Source organism: Massilia sp. GER05 (assembly GCF_052056005.1).
In the GTDB taxonomy this organism is placed as follows: domain Bacteria; phylum Pseudomonadota; class Gammaproteobacteria; order Burkholderiales; family Burkholderiaceae_D; genus Telluria; species Telluria orientalis.
Genome location: NZ_CP178858.1, coordinates 3,660,241 through 3,679,820 on the forward strand (window position 1 = coordinate 3,660,241; position 19,580 = coordinate 3,679,820).

General features: G+C 63.7%; 15 protein-coding genes and 1 tRNA gene. 12 read left to right on the top strand and 4 right to left on the bottom strand.

From position 1 onward, the window contains the following. The first annotated feature begins 73 nt into the window (after nt 1-73). A complete protein-coding gene (locus tag ACL58G_RS16495) occupies nt 74-4,207 on the top strand; it encodes a CheR family methyltransferase (protein ID WP_440962484.1) in 4,134 nt (1,377 codons plus the stop codon). 15 nt (nt 4,208-4,222) lie between these two features. On the opposite strand, the gene ACL58G_RS16500 is transcribed toward ACL58G_RS16495, so the two are convergent. The 3 genes from ACL58G_RS16500 to ACL58G_RS16510 all read right to left on the bottom strand — a co-directional run bounded on the left by ACL58G_RS16500 (nt 4,223) and on the right by ACL58G_RS16510 (nt 7,378). Beyond that, nucleotides 4,223-5,188 carry an IS110 family transposase gene (locus ACL58G_RS16500; RefSeq protein ID WP_413381204.1) on the bottom strand — a complete coding sequence of 322 codons (966 nt, stop codon included), beginning with the start codon at nt 5,186-5,188 and terminating at the stop codon, nt 4,223-4,225. A 167-nt stretch (nt 5,189-5,355) separates the two neighbouring features. Next, nucleotides 5,356-6,381, bottom strand: a complete 1,026-nt coding sequence (locus tag ACL58G_RS16505) for an NAD(P)/FAD-dependent oxidoreductase (protein ID WP_440962485.1) — start codon at nt 6,379-6,381, stop codon at nt 5,356-5,358. 70 nt (nt 6,382-6,451) lie between these two features. Next, nucleotides 6,452-7,378 (bottom strand): cation diffusion facilitator family transporter, encoded by a 927-nt coding sequence (locus ACL58G_RS16510; RefSeq protein WP_413338898.1) that lies wholly within the window; start codon nt 7,376-7,378, stop codon nt 6,452-6,454. A gap of 85 nt (nt 7,379-7,463) precedes the next feature. On the opposite strand from ACL58G_RS16510, the gene ACL58G_RS16515 reads away from it, so the two are divergent. The 11 genes from ACL58G_RS16515 to ACL58G_RS16565 all read left to right on the top strand — a co-directional run bounded on the left by ACL58G_RS16515 (nt 7,464) and on the right by ACL58G_RS16565 (nt 18,444). After that, nucleotides 7,464-7,540, top strand: a tRNA-Val gene (locus tag ACL58G_RS16515). A gap of 259 nt (nt 7,541-7,799) precedes the next feature. After that, the gene (gene thrS, locus ACL58G_RS16520; RefSeq protein WP_440962486.1) at nt 7,800-9,710 is read left to right on the top strand and encodes a threonine--tRNA ligase; all 1,911 of its coding nucleotides are present in this window, start codon (nt 7,800-7,802) and stop codon (nt 9,708-9,710) included. 26 nt (nt 9,711-9,736) lie between these two features. Beyond that, nucleotides 9,737-10,288 (top strand): translation initiation factor IF-3, encoded by a 552-nt coding sequence (gene infC / locus ACL58G_RS16525; RefSeq protein WP_413338916.1) that lies wholly within the window; start codon nt 9,737-9,739, stop codon nt 10,286-10,288. 327 nt (nt 10,289-10,615) lie between these two features. Then, nucleotides 10,616-10,816, top strand: coding sequence for a 50S ribosomal protein L35 (gene rpmI / locus ACL58G_RS16530; RefSeq protein ID WP_036228503.1), 201 nt, complete (start codon nt 10,616-10,618; stop codon nt 10,814-10,816). 25 nt (nt 10,817-10,841) lie between these two features. Beyond that, nucleotides 10,842-11,201, top strand: coding sequence for a 50S ribosomal protein L20 (gene rplT / locus ACL58G_RS16535; protein WP_056135339.1), 360 nt, complete (start codon nt 10,842-10,844; stop codon nt 11,199-11,201). Between the two features lie 132 nt (nt 11,202-11,333). Beyond that, a complete protein-coding gene (pheS, locus tag ACL58G_RS16540) occupies nt 11,334-12,350 on the top strand; it encodes a phenylalanine--tRNA ligase subunit alpha (protein WP_036228506.1) in 1,017 nt (338 codons plus the stop codon). A 33-nt stretch (nt 12,351-12,383) separates the two neighbouring features. Further along, nucleotides 12,384-14,810: a phenylalanine--tRNA ligase subunit beta gene (gene pheT / locus ACL58G_RS16545; protein WP_440962487.1), complete on the top strand. Its 2,427-nt coding sequence runs from the start codon at nt 12,384-12,386 to the stop codon at nt 14,808-14,810. A gap of 164 nt (nt 14,811-14,974) precedes the next feature. Beyond that, the gene (locus tag ACL58G_RS16550) at nt 14,975-15,370 is read left to right on the top strand and encodes an integration host factor subunit alpha (RefSeq protein ID WP_056135976.1); all 396 of its coding nucleotides are present in this window, start codon (nt 14,975-14,977) and stop codon (nt 15,368-15,370) included. 24 nt (nt 15,371-15,394) lie between these two features. Further along, the gene (locus ACL58G_RS16555; RefSeq protein ID WP_413385270.1) at nt 15,395-15,802 is read left to right on the top strand and encodes a MerR family transcriptional regulator; all 408 of its coding nucleotides are present in this window, start codon (nt 15,395-15,397) and stop codon (nt 15,800-15,802) included. A gap of 179 nt (nt 15,803-15,981) precedes the next feature. After that, on the top strand, nt 15,982-16,614 hold the full coding sequence (locus ACL58G_RS16560) for a response regulator (protein ID WP_036228513.1): 633 nt from the start codon (nt 15,982-15,984) through the stop codon (nt 16,612-16,614). 204 nt (nt 16,615-16,818) lie between these two features. Then, nucleotides 16,819-18,444, top strand: coding sequence for a CHASE3 domain-containing protein (locus tag ACL58G_RS16565; protein WP_440962488.1), 1,626 nt, complete (start codon nt 16,819-16,821; stop codon nt 18,442-18,444). Here the strand turns inward: ACL58G_RS16565 and ACL58G_RS16570 are convergent. After that, a complete protein-coding gene (locus ACL58G_RS16570) occupies nt 18,398-19,213 on the bottom strand; it encodes a Crp/Fnr family transcriptional regulator (RefSeq protein WP_258815292.1) in 816 nt (271 codons plus the stop codon). The two genes, ACL58G_RS16565 and ACL58G_RS16570, sit on opposite strands and share 47 nt — an antisense overlap. Nucleotides 19,214-19,580: the final 367 nt, after the last annotated feature.

Genomic DNA, 19,580 nt, shown 5'->3' on the forward strand with positions numbered 1-19,580 from the left:
AGGTGCGCGCGGCTGTCCGGAACACCCGCCATCGTTTAGACTGCCGGTTCCTCAATCGCCGCCAACCGACCCCATGTCCGACATGCTCGACACCGCAGCCGCCGCCGAAACATCGCCCAGCGCCCCCTCCCTGCCGTTCCCGGTCGTCGGCATCGGCGCGTCGGCCGGCGGCCTGCCCGCGCTGCTGCGGCTGTTCGAAGAGATGCCGGCGCACAACGGCATGGCCTTCGTCGTCGTGCTGCACCTGTCGCCCAAGCACCAGAGCAATGCCGACCAGTTGCTGCAGCGCGCCACGCGCATGCCGGTGCTGCAGGTGGTCGAGACGGTCAAGATCGAGCCCAACCACGTGTACGTGATCGCGCCGAGCAAGCAGCTGACGATGATGGACGGCAGCCTGACCGTTGCCGAGATGCAGCGCCCGCGCGGCCAGCACATCGCCATCGACGCGTTCTTCCGCACCCTGGCCGAGGCCCAGCGCGAACGGGCGCTGGCCGTCGTGCTGTCCGGCACGGGCGGCGACGGTGCCGTCGGCATCGGCCGGGTCAAGGAAATGGGGGGCGTGATCCTCGTCCAGCACCCGGGCGACGCGGAACACGACGGCATGCCGCTCGCGGCCATCGGCACGGGGCTCGTCGACTTCGTGCTGCCCGTCGTCGAGATGCCGCAGAAGCTGGTCGATTTGTGGAAGAACGCCAGCGCGATCGAGCTGCCGCCCGCCGGACCGGCCGACCTGCCCGCGTCCGCCGTGACGGAACTCGACGAAAGCGCGGACGCGGAACAGGCCTTGCAGCGCGTGCTGGGCCTCCTCCGCGCGCAGACGGGCCACGACTTCCGGCAGTACAAGCGGGCTACGGTGCTGCGCCGCATCGAGCGCCGCATGCAGGTGCGCGCCGTGCATTCGCTGCCGGACTACCTGCGCCTGCTCGAAGCGGACGTGGGCGAGCACAAGCTGCTGCTGAACGACCTGCTGATCGGCGTGACGAATTTCTTCCGCGACCGCGAGGCCTTCGAGACGCTGGAGCGCGACGTCCTGCCGGCCATCTTCCGCGACCGCAAGCCCACGGACGAGGTGCGCGCGTGGGTCGCCGGCTGCGCCACCGGCGAGGAAGCGTATTCGCTGGCGATGCTGCTGGCCGACCAGGCGAGCCTCATGCCCCATCCGCCGACTTACCAGGTATTCGCCTCCGACATCGACGAGCATGCGATCGCCATCGCGCGCGCCGGCACGTACCCGACGTCGATCGTGACGGACGTGACGCCGGCCCGGCTGCGCCAGCATTTCACGCGCGACGAGAACCGCTACCAGATCCGCAAGGCGGTGCGCGACCGCATCCTGTTCGCCGTGCACAACCTGTTGCGCGATCCGCCGTTCTCGCGCATCGACGTGGTCAGCTGTCGCAACCTGCTGATCTACCTGAACCGCGACATCCAGCAGCGCGTGCTGGAGACGTTCCACTTCGCGCTGAAGCCGGGAGGCTACCTGTTCCTCGGGTCGTCCGAGTCGGCCGAATCCGTCGACGAGCTGTTCATCCCCGTCGACAAGAAGAACCGCATCTACCGCTCGCGCGCCGCCGTGCGCACGTTGCCGTACCACCGCGCCCAGCACGCGGCGCCTGCGCACCTGAACCTGCCGGAGCCGCGCGCGCTGGCCGCGTCGGCGCGGCGCCAGGCGTCGCTGGCGGACGTGCACCAACGCGCGCTGGCTCAGTTCGCGCCGCCGAGCGTCGTCGTGGACCTCGACCACAACATCGTCCACATGTCCGAGCGCGCCGCGCAATACATGCGGCTCGTGGGCGGCGAACCGTCGCGCGACATCCTCGCGCTCGTGCTGCCCGAACTGCGCATCGACCTGCGCAGCGCGTTGTACCAGGTGCAGAACTCGGGCGTCAGCGTGGAAGGGCGCCAGGTGTCGATCGCGCGCAACGGCCGGCCGAGCATCGTCAGCGTGACGGTGCGGCCGTTCCACGACGACGAGGCGAACCAGGACTTCCTGCTCGTGATGTTCTCCGAGGTCGAGCTCAGCCTGGAGATGGCGGGCAGCGAGGGGCGCGAGGGCGGCGACGACGTCGTCCTGTCGCAGCTCGAAGCGGAACTGCAGCGCAAGAAACAGCAGCTGCAGGAGACGATCGAGCATGCCGAGGTGTCGAACGAGGAGCTGCGTGCCGCCAACGAGGAACTGCAAGCCATCAACGAGGAACTGCGCTCGGCCACGGAAGAACTGGAGACGAGCAAGGAAGAGCTGCAGTCGGTGAACGAGGAACTCATCACCGTCAACTACGAGCTCAAGATCAAGGTCGAGGAGACGGGGAAGGCGAACGACGACCTGAACAACCTGATCGCGTCGACCGACATCGCCACGATCTTCGTCGACAGTGCCATGCGCATCAAGCGCTCCACGCCGCGCGCGGCGGACATCTTTTCCATCATCCCGTCGGACATGGGACGCTCCCTGCTCGACCTCACGCACCGCCTCGACTACAAGGAACTGGCGGACGACGTGGCGCTCACGTTCAATACGCTGCGCATGGTCGAGCGCGAGGTGCGCAGCCACGACGGCCGCTACTACATCGTGCGGCTGCTGCCGTACCGCACGACGGAAGACCGCATCGAAGGCGCCGTGATGACCTTCTTCGACATCACGGGGCGGCGCGAGGCCGAGGAAAAGCTGCGCGCGGGCGAAGCGCGCATGCGCCTGGTGGCGGAGAGCACGAAGGATTACGCGATCATCACGATGGACCGCGACGGCCGCGTGACGAGCTGGAACCGCGGCGCCGAGCGCATGTTCGGCTACCGCGAGGACGAGGTCGCGGGCCGCAACCTCGATTTCCTGTTCCTCCCCGAGGACCGCGAGCGCGGCGCCCCGGCCGACGAGATGGAACGCGCGCGCCGCAACGGCCGCGCCCTGAACGAACGCTGGCACGTGCGCAAGGACGGCAGCCAGCTGTTCTGCAGCGGCGAGATCACGCAGATCGAGAACGGCGAGTATTCCGGCTACGCGATGATCGCGCGCGACGAGACCGTGCGCGTGCGCCACGAGCGCGAGCGCGAGCAGACGCTGAGCTCCGAACAGCGCGGCCGCAGCGACGCCGAGAACGCGGTCGCCCTGAAGGACGAATTCCTGGCCATCATGGCCCACGAGCTGCGCCACCCGCTGAACCTCATCCACATCAACGTCGAGCTGCTGGCGCGCCTGCCCGAACTGCGCCAGGTGCCGGCCGTGGCCCGCTCGACGGGCGTGATCCGCAATGCCGTCATGAGCCAGGCGAAGCTGATCGACGACCTGCTCGACATGTCGCGCGTACGCACCGGCAAGCTGACCCTGTCGATGGCGCCGCTCGACCTCGAACCGCTCGTGCAGGAAGCGGTCGACGCGGTGCGCGCGGGTCCGGGCAGCGGCGAACTGGCCATCGGCATCGAGACGGACGGCACGCCGCTGCACGTGATGGCGGACAGCGTGCGCGTCGGACAGGCCGTCATGAATTTGCTGAGCAATGCGCTCAAGTTCACGCCGCCGGGCGGCTCGATCGCCGTACGGCTCGTCCGCGACGGCGACGCGGCGCGCATCGACGTGGCGGACACCGGTCAGGGCATCGCGCCTGACCAGTTGCCGCGCGTGTTCGACATGTTCGCGCAGTCGGCGTCCGTGACGACGCGGGTCAAGAGCGGCCTCGGTATCGGCCTGGCGCTCGTGCGCGAGATCGTCGCCCTGCACGGCGGCCGCGTCGAAGCGTTTTCGGAAGGCGTCGGCAAGGGCGCGCGGTTCACCGTCTGGCTGCCGCTGGCGGAAACGGGCGCGATCCGCGCGGACGACGGGGAGGGCGGCCCGCGCCAGGATATCGCCGGCGTGCGCATCCTGCTCGTGGACGACGTCGAGGAGGTCGTGACGACGTGCCGGACGCTGCTCGAGATGCACGGCGCGCTCGTCACCGGCGCGACGAGCGCGCTGCAAGCCCTCGCCATCCTCGCCGACCGCGACGTCGACCTGCTGATCTCGGACATCTCGATGCCGGACATGGACGGCTACGCGCTGCTGAAGGCGGCACGGGCGCTGCCGCGCCATGCGCACTTGCCGGCCATCGCCGTCAGCGGCCTGGCGCGCGAGAAGGACATCGCCCAGGCCCGCGCCACCGGCTTCGATGCCCACCTGGGCAAGCCGCTGTCGGTCGAGCGGCTCACGGAGATCATCCGCGACCTGTTGCCCGGGTAGATACTGTTATCCCGGTCAAGCGGCGTGCAGGTCTGGATTGAACTTTTGTCCGGACTTCAGCACGCCGAAGGCGACATGAAGCAGCTTTCTCATCATGGCGACGATAATGACCATGGGCTTTTTTCCAGCGCTGGACAGACGAGCGAGGAAGCGCTTTCCCCAGTTCGTTCGATACAACGTGACCATAGCCGGCATGTACAAGCCTTTCCGGATCAGATTGTGACCGACCCTGGAGATGCGTGTCTTTCCTTGAACGCTGCTGCCTGACTCATGATGCCGCGGATCGAGCCCGGCATAGGCAGTCACCTGTCGGGCGTTCGCGAACCGGCCTGGAGCGAGCGAAAAAGCCAGCAGCAATGCGATCGTACGTTCACCGACGCCAGGAATGCTGTCCAGCAGCGCTTTCCGGTCCTTCAAATCGGGATCGCTGTCGATGTGATCGCGAATTTTCTTGCTGAGATGCGCGATTTCCTCGTCAAGCCAGACGATATGGGATGTAATGCCGTCCTTGACGGCTTCACGCGCCACTTCGAGACGATTACTTTCCTGAGTCCGGATCTCCTGAAGAGCGTCCAGGCGCAGCACCATGGCCCGTAACTCTTGTTCTTGCAAAGACGGGGCCTTCCACGGTTCCGGCCGACTCTCCTTGCAGAAATCAGCGATCAACTTCGCGTCGACCTTGTCAGTCTTGGTCCTGACAAGACGCGACGCACCAAACGCTTTGATCTGCACCGGATTGACGATACTGACCACGTACTGATGGTTCGCCAGATACTCGGCGACGGCTTCCCAGTACACCCCGGTAGCCTCCATGCAGACGTGAAGCTGGGGCACGTCAAAGCTGCAAATCCATTGTTGTAACTCTTTAAATCCGTTGGGCGTATTGTCGAAAACCTTATGCTTGTGCTTGCCGTCCGGTTGGCGCAGCGCGCAGTCGAGCTTTTTCTTGGCAACGTCAATTCCCAGGTACCACTCTTGCATCGATATCCTCTTCTGATCCACCTTGCGAAATACGGGCTCACGGCTAGCCGGGCCAAAGATACTGTCCGATCTTCGAACGAGGGAGAGCAGCTGGTGCGAAATCTACGAAACTGGCTCGTGCCAAAGGGTGGGCTCGGCATCCAGCTGCTCAGAACCTGAGGTGCCCCTCAGGTAAGCAAATTGCTCAGAAGGATAATACAAGGGTGGGCGCTGGTGCCCGGCGCCGCTTCCAGGTGCGGGCGAGCGGGCCGCAGCGCCGGCGGCAACTGGTTGTGGATGCGCACGGCCGCGCGCGCCGCCTGGCCGGCCGCCACGGCGATCTGGTTCAGGCCCACGACGACGTCGCCGATCGCGTACAGGCCGGGCACGGTCGTTTGCTGGTGGTCGTCGACGACGATCTCGTCGCACTGCGCCGTGCGCGCGCCCAGCTTCGCGGCGAGGCCCGATCTGGCATTCTCGCCCAGCATCGGGTAGAACACGTCGGCCTCGTGGTCCTGTCCATCCTCCGTGTGCAGCACGGGTTTCATCGATGCGTCCAGCGTGACGGACAGCAGCGGCGAATCGACGATGCGCACGCCGGCCGCGTCGAGGCGGCGCCGGTCGTCAGCGCCCAGCATCGACGGCGAGCCCCGTTCGAACAGGGTGACGTCCGCACTGAACGTGCGCATGAACAGCGCGTGGCCGACCGGGTTCACGTCGGACGTCGCGACGGCGATGCGCTTGTCGATCACGTCGAAGCCGTCGCACACGGGGCATAGGCGCACGGACCCGAACGCGACGGCCTCGCGCCAGTTCTCGATCGGGAGGCCCGCGTCCGCGACGCCCGTCGCCAGCAGCACCGTGTGGGCGCGGATCCGCACGATGTCATCGATGCCGTCGGGCTGGTAGTCGCCGACGAACAGGCCGTCCTCGATGCGCAGGTCGACGATCTCGCCCGGCATCACGCTGCCGCCGTAGCGCTGCAGCTGCGATGCGAGGTTGCCCAGCAGGATGTGGCCGGGCACGCCTTCGGGGAAGCCGGGATAGTTGTGCGAGACGGGGATCAGGCGCAGGCGGCTGTTGCCCTTGTCGACGAGGGCGACGTTGCGCGTGAAGCGGCGCAGGTAGATGGCGGCAGTCAGGCCGCCCGGGCCGCCGCCCACGATCAGCGTGTCGTAGACGTGCGCGGTGGCGAGTTCGGTGGAGGTAGGCATGTGCCGATTATCCGCAGGGTGGCTGCGGCTGGGCTATCGGCGCGTGACCCGAGGCCGGGTCGGAACCCGCTTACAGGGTGTCGGAGCAGTCGCGCAGTTCGGGCTGCAGTGTGACGTGGTCGATGCCATGCTTGTCGAGCAGCATGATCTTGACCGCGCGCAGCACGTCGGGCCAGGCGTTCAGGTCGTCGATTTCCAGGTGGCCGATCAGCGCGGGTTCTCCTGGCGACATGTCCCACACGTGCAGGTCGTGCACGGAGCGCACGCCCGGAATGCCCGCCAGGTCGGCGCCGATTTTCAGGTAGTCGATCTGGTGCGGCACGCCTTCCATCAGGAAGTGATAGGACTCGCGCAGCACGCTCACGGTCGACTTGAGGATCAGCAGCGACACGAAGATCGACAGGATCGGGTCGATGCGCACCCAGCCGGTGAAATGGATGACGGCGCCCGCGGCGATGGCGGCGATGGAGCCGAGCAGGTCGCCCAGCACGTTGACGAGGGCCGCGCGCGTGTTGATGCTCTGCTCGTCGCGCGACAGCACCCATGCGACGGCGATGTTGATGCAGGCGCCGATCGCCGCGACGATCAGCACGGTCTTGCCGCCCACGTGCTCCGGATGCGCGAGGCGCTGGACGGCTTCGTAGACGATCCAGCCGACGAGCAGCAGCATCGCGAGGCTGTTCACGAAGGCGGCGAGCGCCTCCGCGCGCACGAAGCCGAACGAATGGCGCGCGGACGGCGGCCGCCGCGCGATCAGCTGGGCCAGCAGGGCGAGGCCAAGGGCGGCGGCGTCGGTGACCATGTGGCCGGCGTCCGAGATTAGTGCGAGCGAATTCGACAGGAAGCCGCTGACGACCTCCACCAGCGCATACAGCAGGGTCAGCCCGAGCGCGATGGCCATCGCCCATTGGCTGCGGCCTTCGATCGTGTGGGCGTGGCGGGCGTCGCCGTCGAGGTGGGCGTGGAGGTGGGCGGAGGAGCCGGCTTGGTCGGACATGAAAGTGAGGGAATCGGAAAACAGGCGGCAGTATACCCGGCGTCCTTGCAGAATTGTGTCCGATCCCCTTATAATAGCGGCATACGGGCGGTTAGTTCAGCTGGTTAGAATACTTGGTCGACATCCAAGGGGTCGCAGATTCGAATTCTGCACCGCCCACCAGAACACCAAAGACAAGCGCGGGGAACTTCGGTTTTCCGCTCTTGTCGTCAGTAAGAGCGAGAAAGGCATAATCGGTTATGACACCGCGAACTACAACGACGTTGTGGGGGAATCGCTAGACGCGGTAGGGTGTCATATTGTCTTTCGCAGCAACTCGACGACACTGAAAGAAACGCGCCTGGTGCGCGTTTTTTTTCGTCCAAAATTTCTTGGTTTCAAACTGCTAATCAACGGGCGCATGGCGCCGATGGAGCTCACAATGTTGAATGTTCGCCTCCCGGACGGCTCGAGCCGTCAATTCGAAGGTCCGGTGACGGTCGCCCAGGTGGCGTCCAGCATCGCCCCGAGCCTGGCCAAGGCCGCGCTGGCCGGCAAGGTCGACGGCAAGGTCGTCGACACGTCGTTCCTGATCGAGAAGGACGCCGACCTGGCCATCGTCACGGACAAGGATCCGGAAGGCCTGGACGTCATCCGCCACTCGACCGCCCACCTGCTGGCCTATGCCGTCAAGGAATTGTTCCCGGAAGCGCAGGTCACCATCGGCCCCGTGATCGACAACGGTTTCTACTACGACTTCGCGTACAAGCGCCCGTTCACCCCGGACGACCTGCAAGCCATCGAGAAGAAGATGGCCGAGCTCGCCAAGAAGGATGAGCCGGTCACCCGCAAGGTGCTGCCGCGCGACGAAGCCGTCGCGTACTTCAAGTCGATCGGCGAAGACTACAAGGCCGAGATCATCGCGTCGATCCCGGCGAACGAGGACGTGTCGCTGTACACCGAGGGCAAGTTCACCGACCTGTGCCGCGGTCCGCACGTGCCGTCGACCGGCAAGCTGAAAGTCTTCAAGCTGATGAAGCTCGCGGGCGCGTACTGGCGCGGCGACTCGAAGAACGAGATGCTGCAGCGTGTCTACGGCACCGCCTGGGCGAAGAAGGAAGACCAGGAGCAATACCTGCACATGCTGGAAGAGGCCGAGAAGCGCGATCACCGCAAGCTGGGCAAGCAGCTGGACTTCTTCCACTTCCAGGACGAGGCGCCGGGCCTGATCTTCTGGCACCCGAAGGGCTGGACCATCTGGCAGCAGATCGAGCAATACATGCGCAAGACCTACCAGGTCACCGGCTACAACGAGGTGAAGGCGCCGCAGATCATCGACGTCACCCTGTGGCAGAAGACCGGTCACTGGGACAATTATCGTGAAAACATGTTCACGACCGAGTCGGAAAACCGCACCTATGCGCTGAAGCCGATGAACTGCCCGGGCCACGTGCAGATCTACAACGCGGGCCTGCGTTCGTACCGCGACCTGCCGCTGCGCTACGGCGAGTTCGGCCAGTGCCACCGCAACGAATCGTCGGGCGCGCTGCACGGTCTGATGCGCGTGCGCGGCTTCACCCAGGACGACGGCCACGTGTTCTGCACGGAAGAGCAGATCGCGCCGGAAGTCGTGGCCTTCCACGCCCAGGCGATGAAGGTGTACGAAGACTTCGGCTTCGCGAACATCGACGTCAAGATCGCGCTGCGTCCGGACAACCGCATCGGTTCCGACGAAGTGTGGGACCAGGCCGAAGAAGCGCTGCGTTCCGCGCTGCGCGGCTGCGGCGTGACCTGGACGGAACTGCCGGGCGAGGGCGCGTTCTACGGTCCGAAGATCGAATACCACCTGAAGGATAGCCTCGGCCGCCCGTGGCAGGTCGGCACGATGCAGGTCGACTTCTCGATGCCGGGCCGTCTCGGCGCGGAATACGTCGCGGAAGATAACTCGCGTAAAGTGCCCGTGATGCTGCACCGCGCGATCGTCGGCTCGATGGAGCGCTTCATCGGCATCCTGATCGAGAACTACGCGGGCGCGCTGCCGCTGTGGCTTGCGCCGGTCCAGGTTGCCATCCTGAACATCTCGGATGCGCAGGCCGATTACGTGAAGCAGGTCGAGGCAAAGCTGAAGGCGGCTGGCCTGCGTGTTCACGCTGATTTGCGGAACGAGAAGATTACCTATAAAATTCGGGAGCATTCCGTCCAAAAACTGCCGTACATCCTAGTTGTCGGCGATAAAGAGCGGGATGCCAACACTGTGGCCGTTCGCGCCCGTGGCAACGTCGACCTTGGCGTCATGTCGGTCGATGCGCTGCTGGAACGCCTCCAAGGCGAGGTAGCATCCAAGGCGAAGTAATCAAGCACGCGCCTTGAGACGGCACTATCCATCTTACTTTCAAAGGAAACAACATAGCTACTGACAAGTCGTCACATCGCATCAATGGCGAAATCAACTACCCGGAAATGCGTCTGAACGGGATAGACAACGAGCCGCTGGGCATTGTGAGCCTGGCCGAGGCGTTTCGTCTGGCTGAAGAAGCGAACGTGGACCTGGTGGAAATCGCGCCGACCGCGGTTCCCCCGGTCTGCCGCCTGATGGACTATGGCAAGTTCAAGTATTCGGAGCAGAAGAAGGCGCACGAAGCGAAGCTGAAGCAGAAGATCATCCAGGTCAAGGAAGTCAAGTTCCGTCCGGGTACCGATGAAGGTGACTACAGCATCAAGCTGCGTAACCTGATCAAGTTCCTGGAAGAGGGCGACAAGACCAAGATCACGCTGCGCTTCCGTGGCCGCGAGATGGCCCACCAGGACATCGGCCAGCGCATGCTGGAGCGTCTGCGCGGCGACCTCGAGCCGTATGGCCAGGTCGAGCAGTTTCCGAAGCTGGAAGGTCGCCAGATGATCATGGTGGTCGCGCCGAAGAAGAAGAAGTAATTCTTCGTGCAGTCAAGCCGGGCCAGGCCCGGGCCCGGGGTCGTCCCGTGGCTCGGGCTTGGCCTATTCCGTTTTCGATAACGCGAATGTTTGATGGGCGGGAGAGTCCACCCCTACGGCAAATCCAGCGTAGGGTGAGCACCCCGTGCCCACGTGGCCAAAACTGTGCTAGAATCTGCGGTTCCCATGTTTGCAAGAACGGGGATGCAAGACTGTAGTGGACCCGCTTCCGCTGCAGAGACAAGTGAAAGCAGGCATCCAAGAGCAGCGTTGCTGCCACCTGCAATCCTGTCACATATGAGGCTGCCTGTAAGAGGGCAGAAGACTATGCCGAAAATGAAAACCAAAAGCTCCGCGAAGAAGCGTTTTCGCGTGCGCCCGGGTGGTACCGTCAAATCGGGTATGGCGTTCAAGCGTCACATCCTGACCAAGAAGACCACCAAGAACAAGCGTCAGCTGCGTGGCACCCGTAACATCAATGCGTCCGACGTCCAAAGCGTCTACCGCATGATGCCGTCGGCCGTTTAATCTCACATCAAACTAAGGAGCTACTATGCCTCGAGTAAAACGTGGGGTTACTGCACGTGCCCGTCACAAGAAGGTTCTTGCGCTTGCCAAAGGTTATCGTGGCCGCCGCAGCAAAGTATTCCGTATTGCCAAGCAAGCAGTCATGCGCGCTGGCCAGTACGCATACCGCGACCGCCGCAACAAGAAGCGCGTTTTCCGCGCACTGTGGATCACCCGTATCAACGCGGCTTCGCGTTCGCACGGCATGACCTACAGCGCATTCATGAACGGCCTGAAGAAAGCCGCGATTGAACTGGACCGTAAAGTCCTGGCCGACATGGCTGTCAACGACAAGCCGGCTTTTGCCGCTATCGTGAACACCGTCAAGGCAAAGCTGGCTGCTTAATCAGCGACAGCAAGAAGTACAGCATCGCGCCGCTCCAGGCGGCCGGTGCGCAAAGGACGGGGCAAAGGTTGAAGGACCGATGCCCTGTTTTTGTTTCTGGCGTCTCCCGCCATCAATAGGAAAAGAACACGCATGAACTCGCTGGAAGAACTCGTCGTCTCGGCCCAGTCTGACTTTGGCGCCGCACAAGACGCTGCCGCGCTGGAAAACGCAAAAGCGAAATACCTGGGCAAGACCGGCCAGGTGACCGAACTGATGAAGGGCCTCGGCAAGCTCGATCCCGAACAGCGCAAGGCGCAGGGCGCCCTGATCAACGCCGCCAAAGAAAAAATCGAACAGGCGTTGACGGCTCGCCGCGAGGATCTCGCCAACGCGCAACTGATGGCGCGCCTGAACGCCGAAGCGATCGACGTCACCCTGCCGGGCCGCGGCCGCGCCAAGGGCGGCATCCACCCTGTCATGCGGACCTGGGAACGGGTCGAACAGATTTTCCGCTCGATCGGTTTCGACGTGGCCGACGGCCCCGAGATCGAGACCGACTGGACCAATTTCACCGCGCTGAACAGCCCGGAAAACCACCCGGCACGCTCGATGCAGGATACGTTCTACATCGAAGGCAACGACAGCACGGGCAAGCCGCTGCTGCTGCGCACCCACACGAGCCCGATGCAGGTGCGCTATGCCCGCACGCACACGCCGCCGATCAAGGTGATCGCGCCGGGCCGCACGTACCGCGTCGACAGCGACGCCACGCACTCGCCGATGTTCCACCAGGTCGAAGGCCTGTGGATCGGCGAAGACATCAGCTTTGCCGACCTGAAGGGCGTCTACCTGAACTTCGTGAAGGCGTTCTTCGAGACGGACGACCTGCAAGTCCGCTTCCGCCCGTCGTACTTCCCGTTCACGGAGCCGTCGGCCGAGATCGACATCGCGTTCGGCTCCGGTCCGCTGAAGGGCCGCTGGCTGGAGGTGTCGGGCGCCGGCCAGGTGCATCCGACGGTCGTCCGCAATTTCGGACTGGATCCGGAAAAATTCATCGGTTTCGCGTTCGGTTCGGGCCTGGAGCGCCTGACCATGCTGCGCTACGGGATCAACGACCTGCGCCTGTTCTACGAAGGCGATTTGCGTTTCCTGAAGCAGTTCAACTAAGAACACGTCCGATAAATACCAAGGCAAACGAATATGCAATTCTCTGAAAACTGGCTCCGTTCCATGGTCGATCCGAAGTTGAATTCGGACGAACTCGCGCACCTGCTCACGATGTCCGGCCTCGAAGTGGAAGAGGTCGAGCCGGTCGCGCCGCCGTTCTCGAATGTCGTCGTGGCGGAAGTCAAGGAAGTGGCCAAGCACCCGAACGCGGACCGCCTGAACGTGTGCCAGGTCGACGTCGGCACCGGCACCCTGCTGAACATCGTCTGCGGCGCGCCGAACGTGCGCGCGGGCATGAAGGCGATCTGCGCCATGGCCGGCGCCGTGCTGCCGCCGGGTCCGGACGGCAAGCCGTTCGAAATCAAGGTCGGCAAGCTGCGCGGGGTGGAATCGCAGGGCATGATGTGCTCGGCAAAAGAACTGAAGATCTCGGAAGAGAGCAGCGGCCTGATGGAGCTGCCGGAAGACGCGCCCATCGGCCAGAACATCCGCGACTACCTCGGCCTGAACGACCTGAAATTCACGATCAAGCTCACGCCGAACAAGGCGGATTGCCTGTCCGTGCTGGGCGTGGCGCGCGAAGTGTCGGCGCTGACCGGCGTGCCGCTGTCGCTGCCGGCCTTCCGCCCGGCGACCGTGAACACGGACGAAGTGCTGCCGGTTAAAATTTCCGCGACCGACCTGTGCGGCCGTTTCGCCGGCCGCGTCATCCGCGGCCTGAACGCGAAGGCGGCGACGCCGGAATGGATGAAGCGCCGCCTCGAGCGCAGCGGCCAGCGTTCCGTGTCGGCCCTCGTCGACATCTCGAACTACGTCATGCTGGAAGTGGGCCGTCCGTCGCACGTGTTTGACCTGGACAAGATCCACGGCGGCATGGACGTGCGCTGGGGCCGCAAGGGCGAAACGCTGAAGCTCCTGAACGGCAACACGGTCGACATCGACGAGTGGGTCGGCGTGATCGCCGACGAGAAAGAGCTCGAATCGCTGGCCGGCATCATGGGCGGCGATGCCACGGCCGTCTCGCTAGCCACCACCGACATCTACCTGGAAGCCGCATTCTGGTGGCCGAACGCCATCCAGGGCCGTGCCCGTCGCTACAATTTCTCGACGGATGCTGCGCACCGCTTCGAGCGCGGCGTCGACTACGCGACCATCCCCGAGCACCTCGAACGCATCACGTCGCTGATCGTCGAGATCTGCGGCACGGCCGACACGAAGGTCGGCCCGATCGACGACCAGGCCCCGAACCTGCCGCAGCGCAAGCCGGTCACCTTGCGTACCGCGCGCGCCGCGAAGGTCATCGGCGTGCCCGTCACGGACGACATGGTTGCCGACATCTTCACGCGCCTGCACCTGCCGTTCGAACGTGAAGCGGGCCTGTTCCACGTGACCGCGCCGTCGTACCGTTTCGACATCGAGATCGAGGAAGACCTGATCGAGGAAGTGGCGCGCGTGTATGGCTTCGAAAACATTCCCACGCTGCCGCCGGTGGCCCCGTCGGCGATGCTGATCGAGCCGGAGAATACCCGCTCGCTGTTTGCGATCCGCCACGAACTGGCCGACCTGGGCTACCAGGAAGTCGTGAACATGAGCTTCGTCGAGCAGCAGTGGGAAACGGATTTCGCGAACAATACTGACCCGATCCGCCTGCAGAACCCGATCGCCAGCCAGCTGAGCGTGATGCGTTCGTCGCTGATCGGCAGCCTCGTCGCCAACGTCCGCTACAACCTGAACCGCAAGGCCGGGCGCGTGCGCGTGTTCGAAGTGGGCGGCGTGTTCCTGCGCAATGCGGAAGCGCAGGACGGGCCGCTGGCCGTCGCCGGCTTCGACCAGCCCAAGCGCGTTGCCGCCATCGCCTACGGCCCGGCCGCGGACGAGCAGTGGGGCCAGCCGACCCGTGCCGTCGATTACTTCGACGTCAAGGGCGACCTGGAAGCGCTGTTCGCACCGCGCGCCGTACGTTTCAGCAAGACCGAACACCCGGCACTGCACCCGGGCCGCTCGGCCACGGTGGAAGTGGACGGCAAGGTCGTCGGCGTGATCGGCGAGCTGCATCCGCGCTGGCTGCAACAGTACGACCTGCCGCAGGCCCCGGTGCTGTTCGAGGTGGATGCCGACGCGCTGCGCGCGCGCGACGTGCCGCGCTACGCCGAGATTTCCAAGTTCCCGGGCGCCACGCGCGACCTCGCACTGGTGGTGAAACAGGACGTGCCGGCCCAGGCGCTGCTCGACGCTTTCCAGTCGGAACTGGAGTCGAACGCGCTTGGCAAACTCGTGCAAGCCGTTGTTTTGTTTGATGAATACCGCGGCAAAGGTTTGGAACAAGATGAAAAAAGTCTTGCTTTCCGCTTTGGCTTGCAAGATACTCAATCGACGCTGCAGGACGATGCGGTCGAGGCCATCATGGCCGCGCTGGCATCCGCGGCGCAACAAAAACACGGCGCAAAACTGCGCGGTTGATAACGAAGGCCACGTGCCTCGAAGGGGTATCGAGCAACCGTCGCGCAGCAGGTTGATCGAGCCCCCACCAAATCCAGAACTTGAAGGTAGGGCTTAAAATTAACAACAACGACGTTGATTCCGCCGTGCTCCAGGAAGCGCTGGCCGCCGACCTGCATCGTGCGATGCTGGTGGCCCGGGTACGGAAGGAAGCGGAAAAGGAGTTGCCGACCCTGACCAAGGCGGAGCTGGCCGAACTGCTGTTCGAGCAGGTCGGTCTGAACAAACGCGAGGCCAAGGACATGGTCGAGACGTTCTTCGACGAGATCCGCAATGCGCTCGAGCGCGGCGAGGCGGTAAAGCTGTCCGGCTTCGGCAACTTCCAGTTGCGCGACAAGCCGCAGCGGCCCGGCCGCAATCCGAAAACCGGGGAAGAAATCCCCATCACGGCGCGCCGCGTCGTGACGTTTCACGCCAGCCAGAAGCTGAAGGCGATGGTCGAAGAGGCCAATCCGGGCAGCCCGCGCAATCCGGACAGCCCCGACGGACCCGATCATCCTTCCCTGGCGCGTGCAGCCTGATAAAGCCGACACGGCTTGTGAGCGATGAACGACCGACCGAACAAGATGGAACCGACCGTGCTGCCGCCGATCCCGGCGAAGCGCTATTTCACGATTGGCGAAGTCAGCGACTTGTGCGGGGTCAAGCCGCATGTGCTCCGCTACTGGGAGCAGGAATTCACCCAGCTTAAACCGGTCAAACGCCGTGGAAATCGCCGTTATTACCAGCACCACGAAGTGCTGTTGATCCGCCGTATCCGCGAACTGCTGTACGAGCAGGGTTTCACCATCAGCGGGGCACGCAACCGCCTCGATGGGCGCGGCCAGCACGAGGCCGACGCGTTGCCGGAAACGCCACCACCACCGGCCACGCCGACCATCGAGCCGGAAGCATTGCGTGCCGAGCTGCACGCGATTCTCGCACTGCTCAAGCACGGTTCGCCGGCAGTCTGAAGCCCCGCCGAGGGCGCAACGGCCGACGCAGCCAGCTCAGGCGTGCGCGCCTGTTGTTCTGCACCCCGGAGGTGCTAAAATGTCACTTGCAGTTTGCTGACTCAAACGCATGACCTGACCGGAGGCGTGAGGGGCCAGCCTCGGCTCTTTCCTGTATCGGGAAAACTTAAGGGAAGACAATGATACGCGTTGCCATTTGTGACGATCACCAGATAGTTCGAGCAGGTTTCAAACAGATTTTTTCGTCGTCGGGCGAGTTCGAAGTCGTGGCCGAAGGCGCGACGGGACGCGAGGCCCTCGACATCGCACGCCGCGAGATCTGCGACGTGCTGTTGCTGGATATCGCCATGCCGGACCAGAGCGGCATCGATATCCTGCGCACCATTCGACAGGGCCAGCCCAATCTGCCGGTCCTGATCCTGTCCGGCTATCCGGCCCAGCAGTATGCGCTGAACCTGTTCAAGATGGGTGCCAACGGCTACCTGAACAAGGAATGCGACGCGGACGAACTCAAGACGGCCGTCCGCACCGTGTACCAGGGGCGCCGCTACGTCAGCTCGCAGGTCGGCGAATTGCTGGCCCAGAGTTTCGATCGCGATCCGAACACCGCGCTGCATACGGAATTGTCGGACCGCGAATTCCAGGTGTTCCTTCGCCTGGCCAAGGGCGCGACCGTGTCCGACATCGGCAATGCCCTGTCGCTGTCGATCAAGACGGTCTCGACTTACCGTACTCGCATCATGGAAAAGATGGGTCTGCAGTCGAACAGCGACCTGACGTACTACGCCATGAAGAACAACCTGCTCGACTGAGCAGGGTAGGCCGAAAGCCGCGGGGATTCCGCGTCTTTCGGCCTGCAACTGTTTTAGCAATTTGTCATTTGCTATGCAGAATTGTTAATTGCGCGTCGTCATCGCGCCACATTTCCTCGTCCGCAAGCCTAATCGAGCTCCATGGCAACTTTTCCCGGTCTATAATGACTCGGACAGGCCAAGCTGCGAAAGGAACGACCGAGGATGTTTTTCACCACCGACCCCAAGTTCAGGCCGGTTCGCAGCCTTCCGTTGTACCAGACCCTGCTGTGTGTCGTGTGCGTCCTGATCCTGGTCCTCAACGGCGTAAGCCTGGTCCGCAACCTGGACGGGCTCAAGACTGCCAACGCGCGCCAGGCGCAGGCCGATCGTGTGACGGCCAAACTGCAATACCTGAACCTGCTCGTGACCGATGCGGAAAGCGGTCTGCGCGGCTATTACCTGTCCGGTTCCGATACCTACCTGGGCCCACTGCGCACGGCGGAGCGTGAACTGGACGGCCAGTTCAACAGCCTCAAGACGCTGCTGGCCGACAATCCCTCCCAGCTGAAGAATCTCGCCCAGCTGCAGAATCTCGTCGTCCGCCGCATCAATCTGATGAACCAGGGCCTGGAAGTCTATCGCCACGGCGGCCTCGCGGACATCGTCTCCATCGCGCAGACACAGGAAGACAAGACCCACATGGACGAGATCCGCCTGCAGGTGGTGATCATGACGGGCGAACAGAACGAGACGCTGGCCGCGCGCAGCGCCGTCTTCTACGACCGCTACCGCCTGGCCGCGCTGCGCGGCCTCGGCATCAACGTGGCGGCACTCGTCACCCTCGTCCTGTTCTACAACCTGATCCGCCGCAGCTTCCGCGCGCGCCTGAATGCCGAGCGGGCCTTGCAGCAAACCAATGACCACCTGGAATCGCTCGTCGCGGAACGCACGGAGCAGTTGTCCGTGCTGTCGCGCCATTTGATCCGCGTGTCGGAAGAAGAAAAGGCGAAGCTGGCGCGCGAACTGCACGACGAGATGGGCGCCAACCTGACGGCCATCGGCATGCACCTCGCGTCGGTCACGGACCGGATCAAGACCACGCACCCGGACCATGCGGAGACGCTGGGCCGCGCCCGTGGCGTGCTCGTCGAGACGGTCGAACTGAAGCGGCGCATCGTGGAAGACCTGCGTCCGAGCCTGCTCGACAACCTCGGCCTGTCCGCTGCCCTGGAGAGTTATTGCGAAGATTTCGCCCGCACGACGGGCGTGGATTGCGAGGCGCTCATCGAGGGCGACATCGACAGTGCCGGTTCCGCGCAGTCGATCGCGCTGTTCCGCATCGCACAGGAGTCGCTGAACAACGTCGCCAAATACGCCCAGGCGCGCCACGTCATCGTGCACCTGGCGCGCGAAGGCGAGGCGTACACGCTCGAGGTCAGCGACGACGGTGTCGGGATTCCGCCCGACGCGATGCGCCGTCCGAAATCGCACGGGCTCCTGGGGATGCGTGAACGGGCGTTGCTGCTGGGAGGGACATTGCGGGTGGATCGCGGCGTGAACGGGATCGGGACCTCGGTTCACGCCATCGTTCCGGTGACGGCGCCAGGGGAGACCGACGCCGGCGGGACCGCGTCAGGCGGTGCCCTGGATATCTCGGCGCTGGCCGTGGCGCCTTCGGCAGATCCGACTGGCGCAGTGCCAGCGGAGGCGGCCGACCTGGCCGAACATCAATTACACAATCATCTACGTGCTGCCCAGGCTCAGTCGCCGCTGGCGACGGCGGGCCGGGACGCGGTGCCGCTCATGCGCGCGACACGTCCATCAGCAGACGGTCATACTCGCTTTTAGCGACCTTGTAGCACTCGCCGGCGTAGTCTTCCAGGCCCTGGCGGTTCAGCACCGTGATGTTGCCGCGACGGTACTGGATCAGGCCTTCGTCCTGCAGCTTGCCGGCGGCAGCGGTGATGCTTTCGCGGCGCACGCCCAACATGATCGAGATGAGTTCCTGGGTGACCTTCAGTTCATTGCTCGGCGAACGGTCGAGGCGGTCCAGCAGCCAGCGGCACAGTTTCTGTTCGATCGAGCTGTGGCGGCCGCCAACGGCGTTCTGGGCCATCTGGGCGAACAGCGCGTTCGTGTAGCGCATCAGCAGCTGGGGCAGGGCGCCGCCCTTGTTGAAGGCGTCGCGCAGGAATTGGGTTTTCAGGCGGTAGCCGTAGCCGGCGCTCTGGACGACGGCGCTGCAGGTGGCGCGCTCGCCCATGAACAGCGACACGCCGACGGCACCTTCATGGCCGACCACGGCGATTTCCGTCGTGGCGCCGTCTTCCATCACGTACAGGAGGGAGACGATGGCGGTGGTGGGGAAGTACACGTATTCCAGCTTGCTGCCGTATTCGAACAGTTCCTTGCCGAAGGGCAGCGGAACCAGTTCCAGGTGCTCGAACAGGGCTTCCAGGTCTTGGCGCGGCAGGGCCGCGAGCAACTCGTTTTGTTGGGTGCCGCTGTAGCTGACAACCGGGCGGGCGGCCAGTTTGATTTCTTCGCTGGTCGAGGGAATCTGATTCACCGATTGCGCCTTTTTCTGGGCGGCATTACCGAGTTGGGCGTTATTCATTTTGTCCTCGTTATCTCTGACATACTTCACTGGGGCGATTGCTTGGATGGGTTTCCTCATCGCGATGTGTGTACATTAATGCCATAGTCTCTTGCCGAACATAAGACTAGCTGTCGCCCCCATGTAGGCTCTATGCATGATGTTATGTAAGCCCAGTCCTACTAGAGAGAAACTTTCAGTAGAGGGCTTTTTTTGTAACTTCGACAATGGTTTGGCGGCATTAAAACGTTTCGACGGCCAGCCTTTTTGCCATTCCGGCCACATCCACACGCCCGTCGGGGCCGCCAAGATTGCTGGCCATCACATGCCGCGCCCGACTGTTCCTACATGGGGCGCGTGCCGCGCGCCGGGAATTGGTTCACACAAG

Bases quoted from the DNA above. Each gene is read 5' to 3' on its own strand.
- ACL58G_RS16495 (WP_440962484.1), top strand. From the start codon at position 74: ATGTCCGACATGCTCGACACCGCAGCCGCCGCCGAAACATCGCCCAGC.
- ACL58G_RS16500 (WP_413381204.1), bottom strand. From the start codon at position 5,188: ATGCAAGAGTGGTACCTGGGAATTGACGTTGCCAAGAAAAAGCTCGAC.
- ACL58G_RS16505 (WP_440962485.1), bottom strand. From the start codon at position 6,381: ATGCCTACCTCCACCGAACTCGCCACCGCGCACGTCTACGACACGCTG.
- ACL58G_RS16510 (WP_413338898.1), bottom strand. From the start codon at position 7,378: ATGTCCGACCAAGCCGGCTCCTCCGCCCACCTCCACGCCCACCTCGAC.
- thrS (WP_440962486.1), top strand. From the start codon at position 7,800: ATGTTGAATGTTCGCCTCCCGGACGGCTCGAGCCGTCAATTCGAAGGT.
- rpmI (WP_036228503.1), top strand. From the start codon at position 10,616: ATGCCGAAAATGAAAACCAAAAGCTCCGCGAAGAAGCGTTTTCGCGTG.
- rplT (WP_056135339.1), top strand. From the start codon at position 10,842: ATGCCTCGAGTAAAACGTGGGGTTACTGCACGTGCCCGTCACAAGAAG.
- pheS (WP_036228506.1), top strand. From the start codon at position 11,334: ATGAACTCGCTGGAAGAACTCGTCGTCTCGGCCCAGTCTGACTTTGGC.
- pheT (WP_440962487.1), top strand. From the start codon at position 12,384: ATGCAATTCTCTGAAAACTGGCTCCGTTCCATGGTCGATCCGAAGTTG.
- ACL58G_RS16550 (WP_056135976.1), top strand. From the start codon at position 14,975: ATGCTGGTGGCCCGGGTACGGAAGGAAGCGGAAAAGGAGTTGCCGACC.
- ACL58G_RS16555 (WP_413385270.1), top strand. From the start codon at position 15,395: ATGAACGACCGACCGAACAAGATGGAACCGACCGTGCTGCCGCCGATC.
- ACL58G_RS16560 (WP_036228513.1), top strand. From the start codon at position 15,982: ATGATACGCGTTGCCATTTGTGACGATCACCAGATAGTTCGAGCAGGT.
- ACL58G_RS16565 (WP_440962488.1), top strand. From the start codon at position 16,819: ATGTTTTTCACCACCGACCCCAAGTTCAGGCCGGTTCGCAGCCTTCCG.
- ACL58G_RS16570 (WP_258815292.1), bottom strand. From the start codon at position 19,213: ATGAATAACGCCCAACTCGGTAATGCCGCCCAGAAAAAGGCGCAATCG.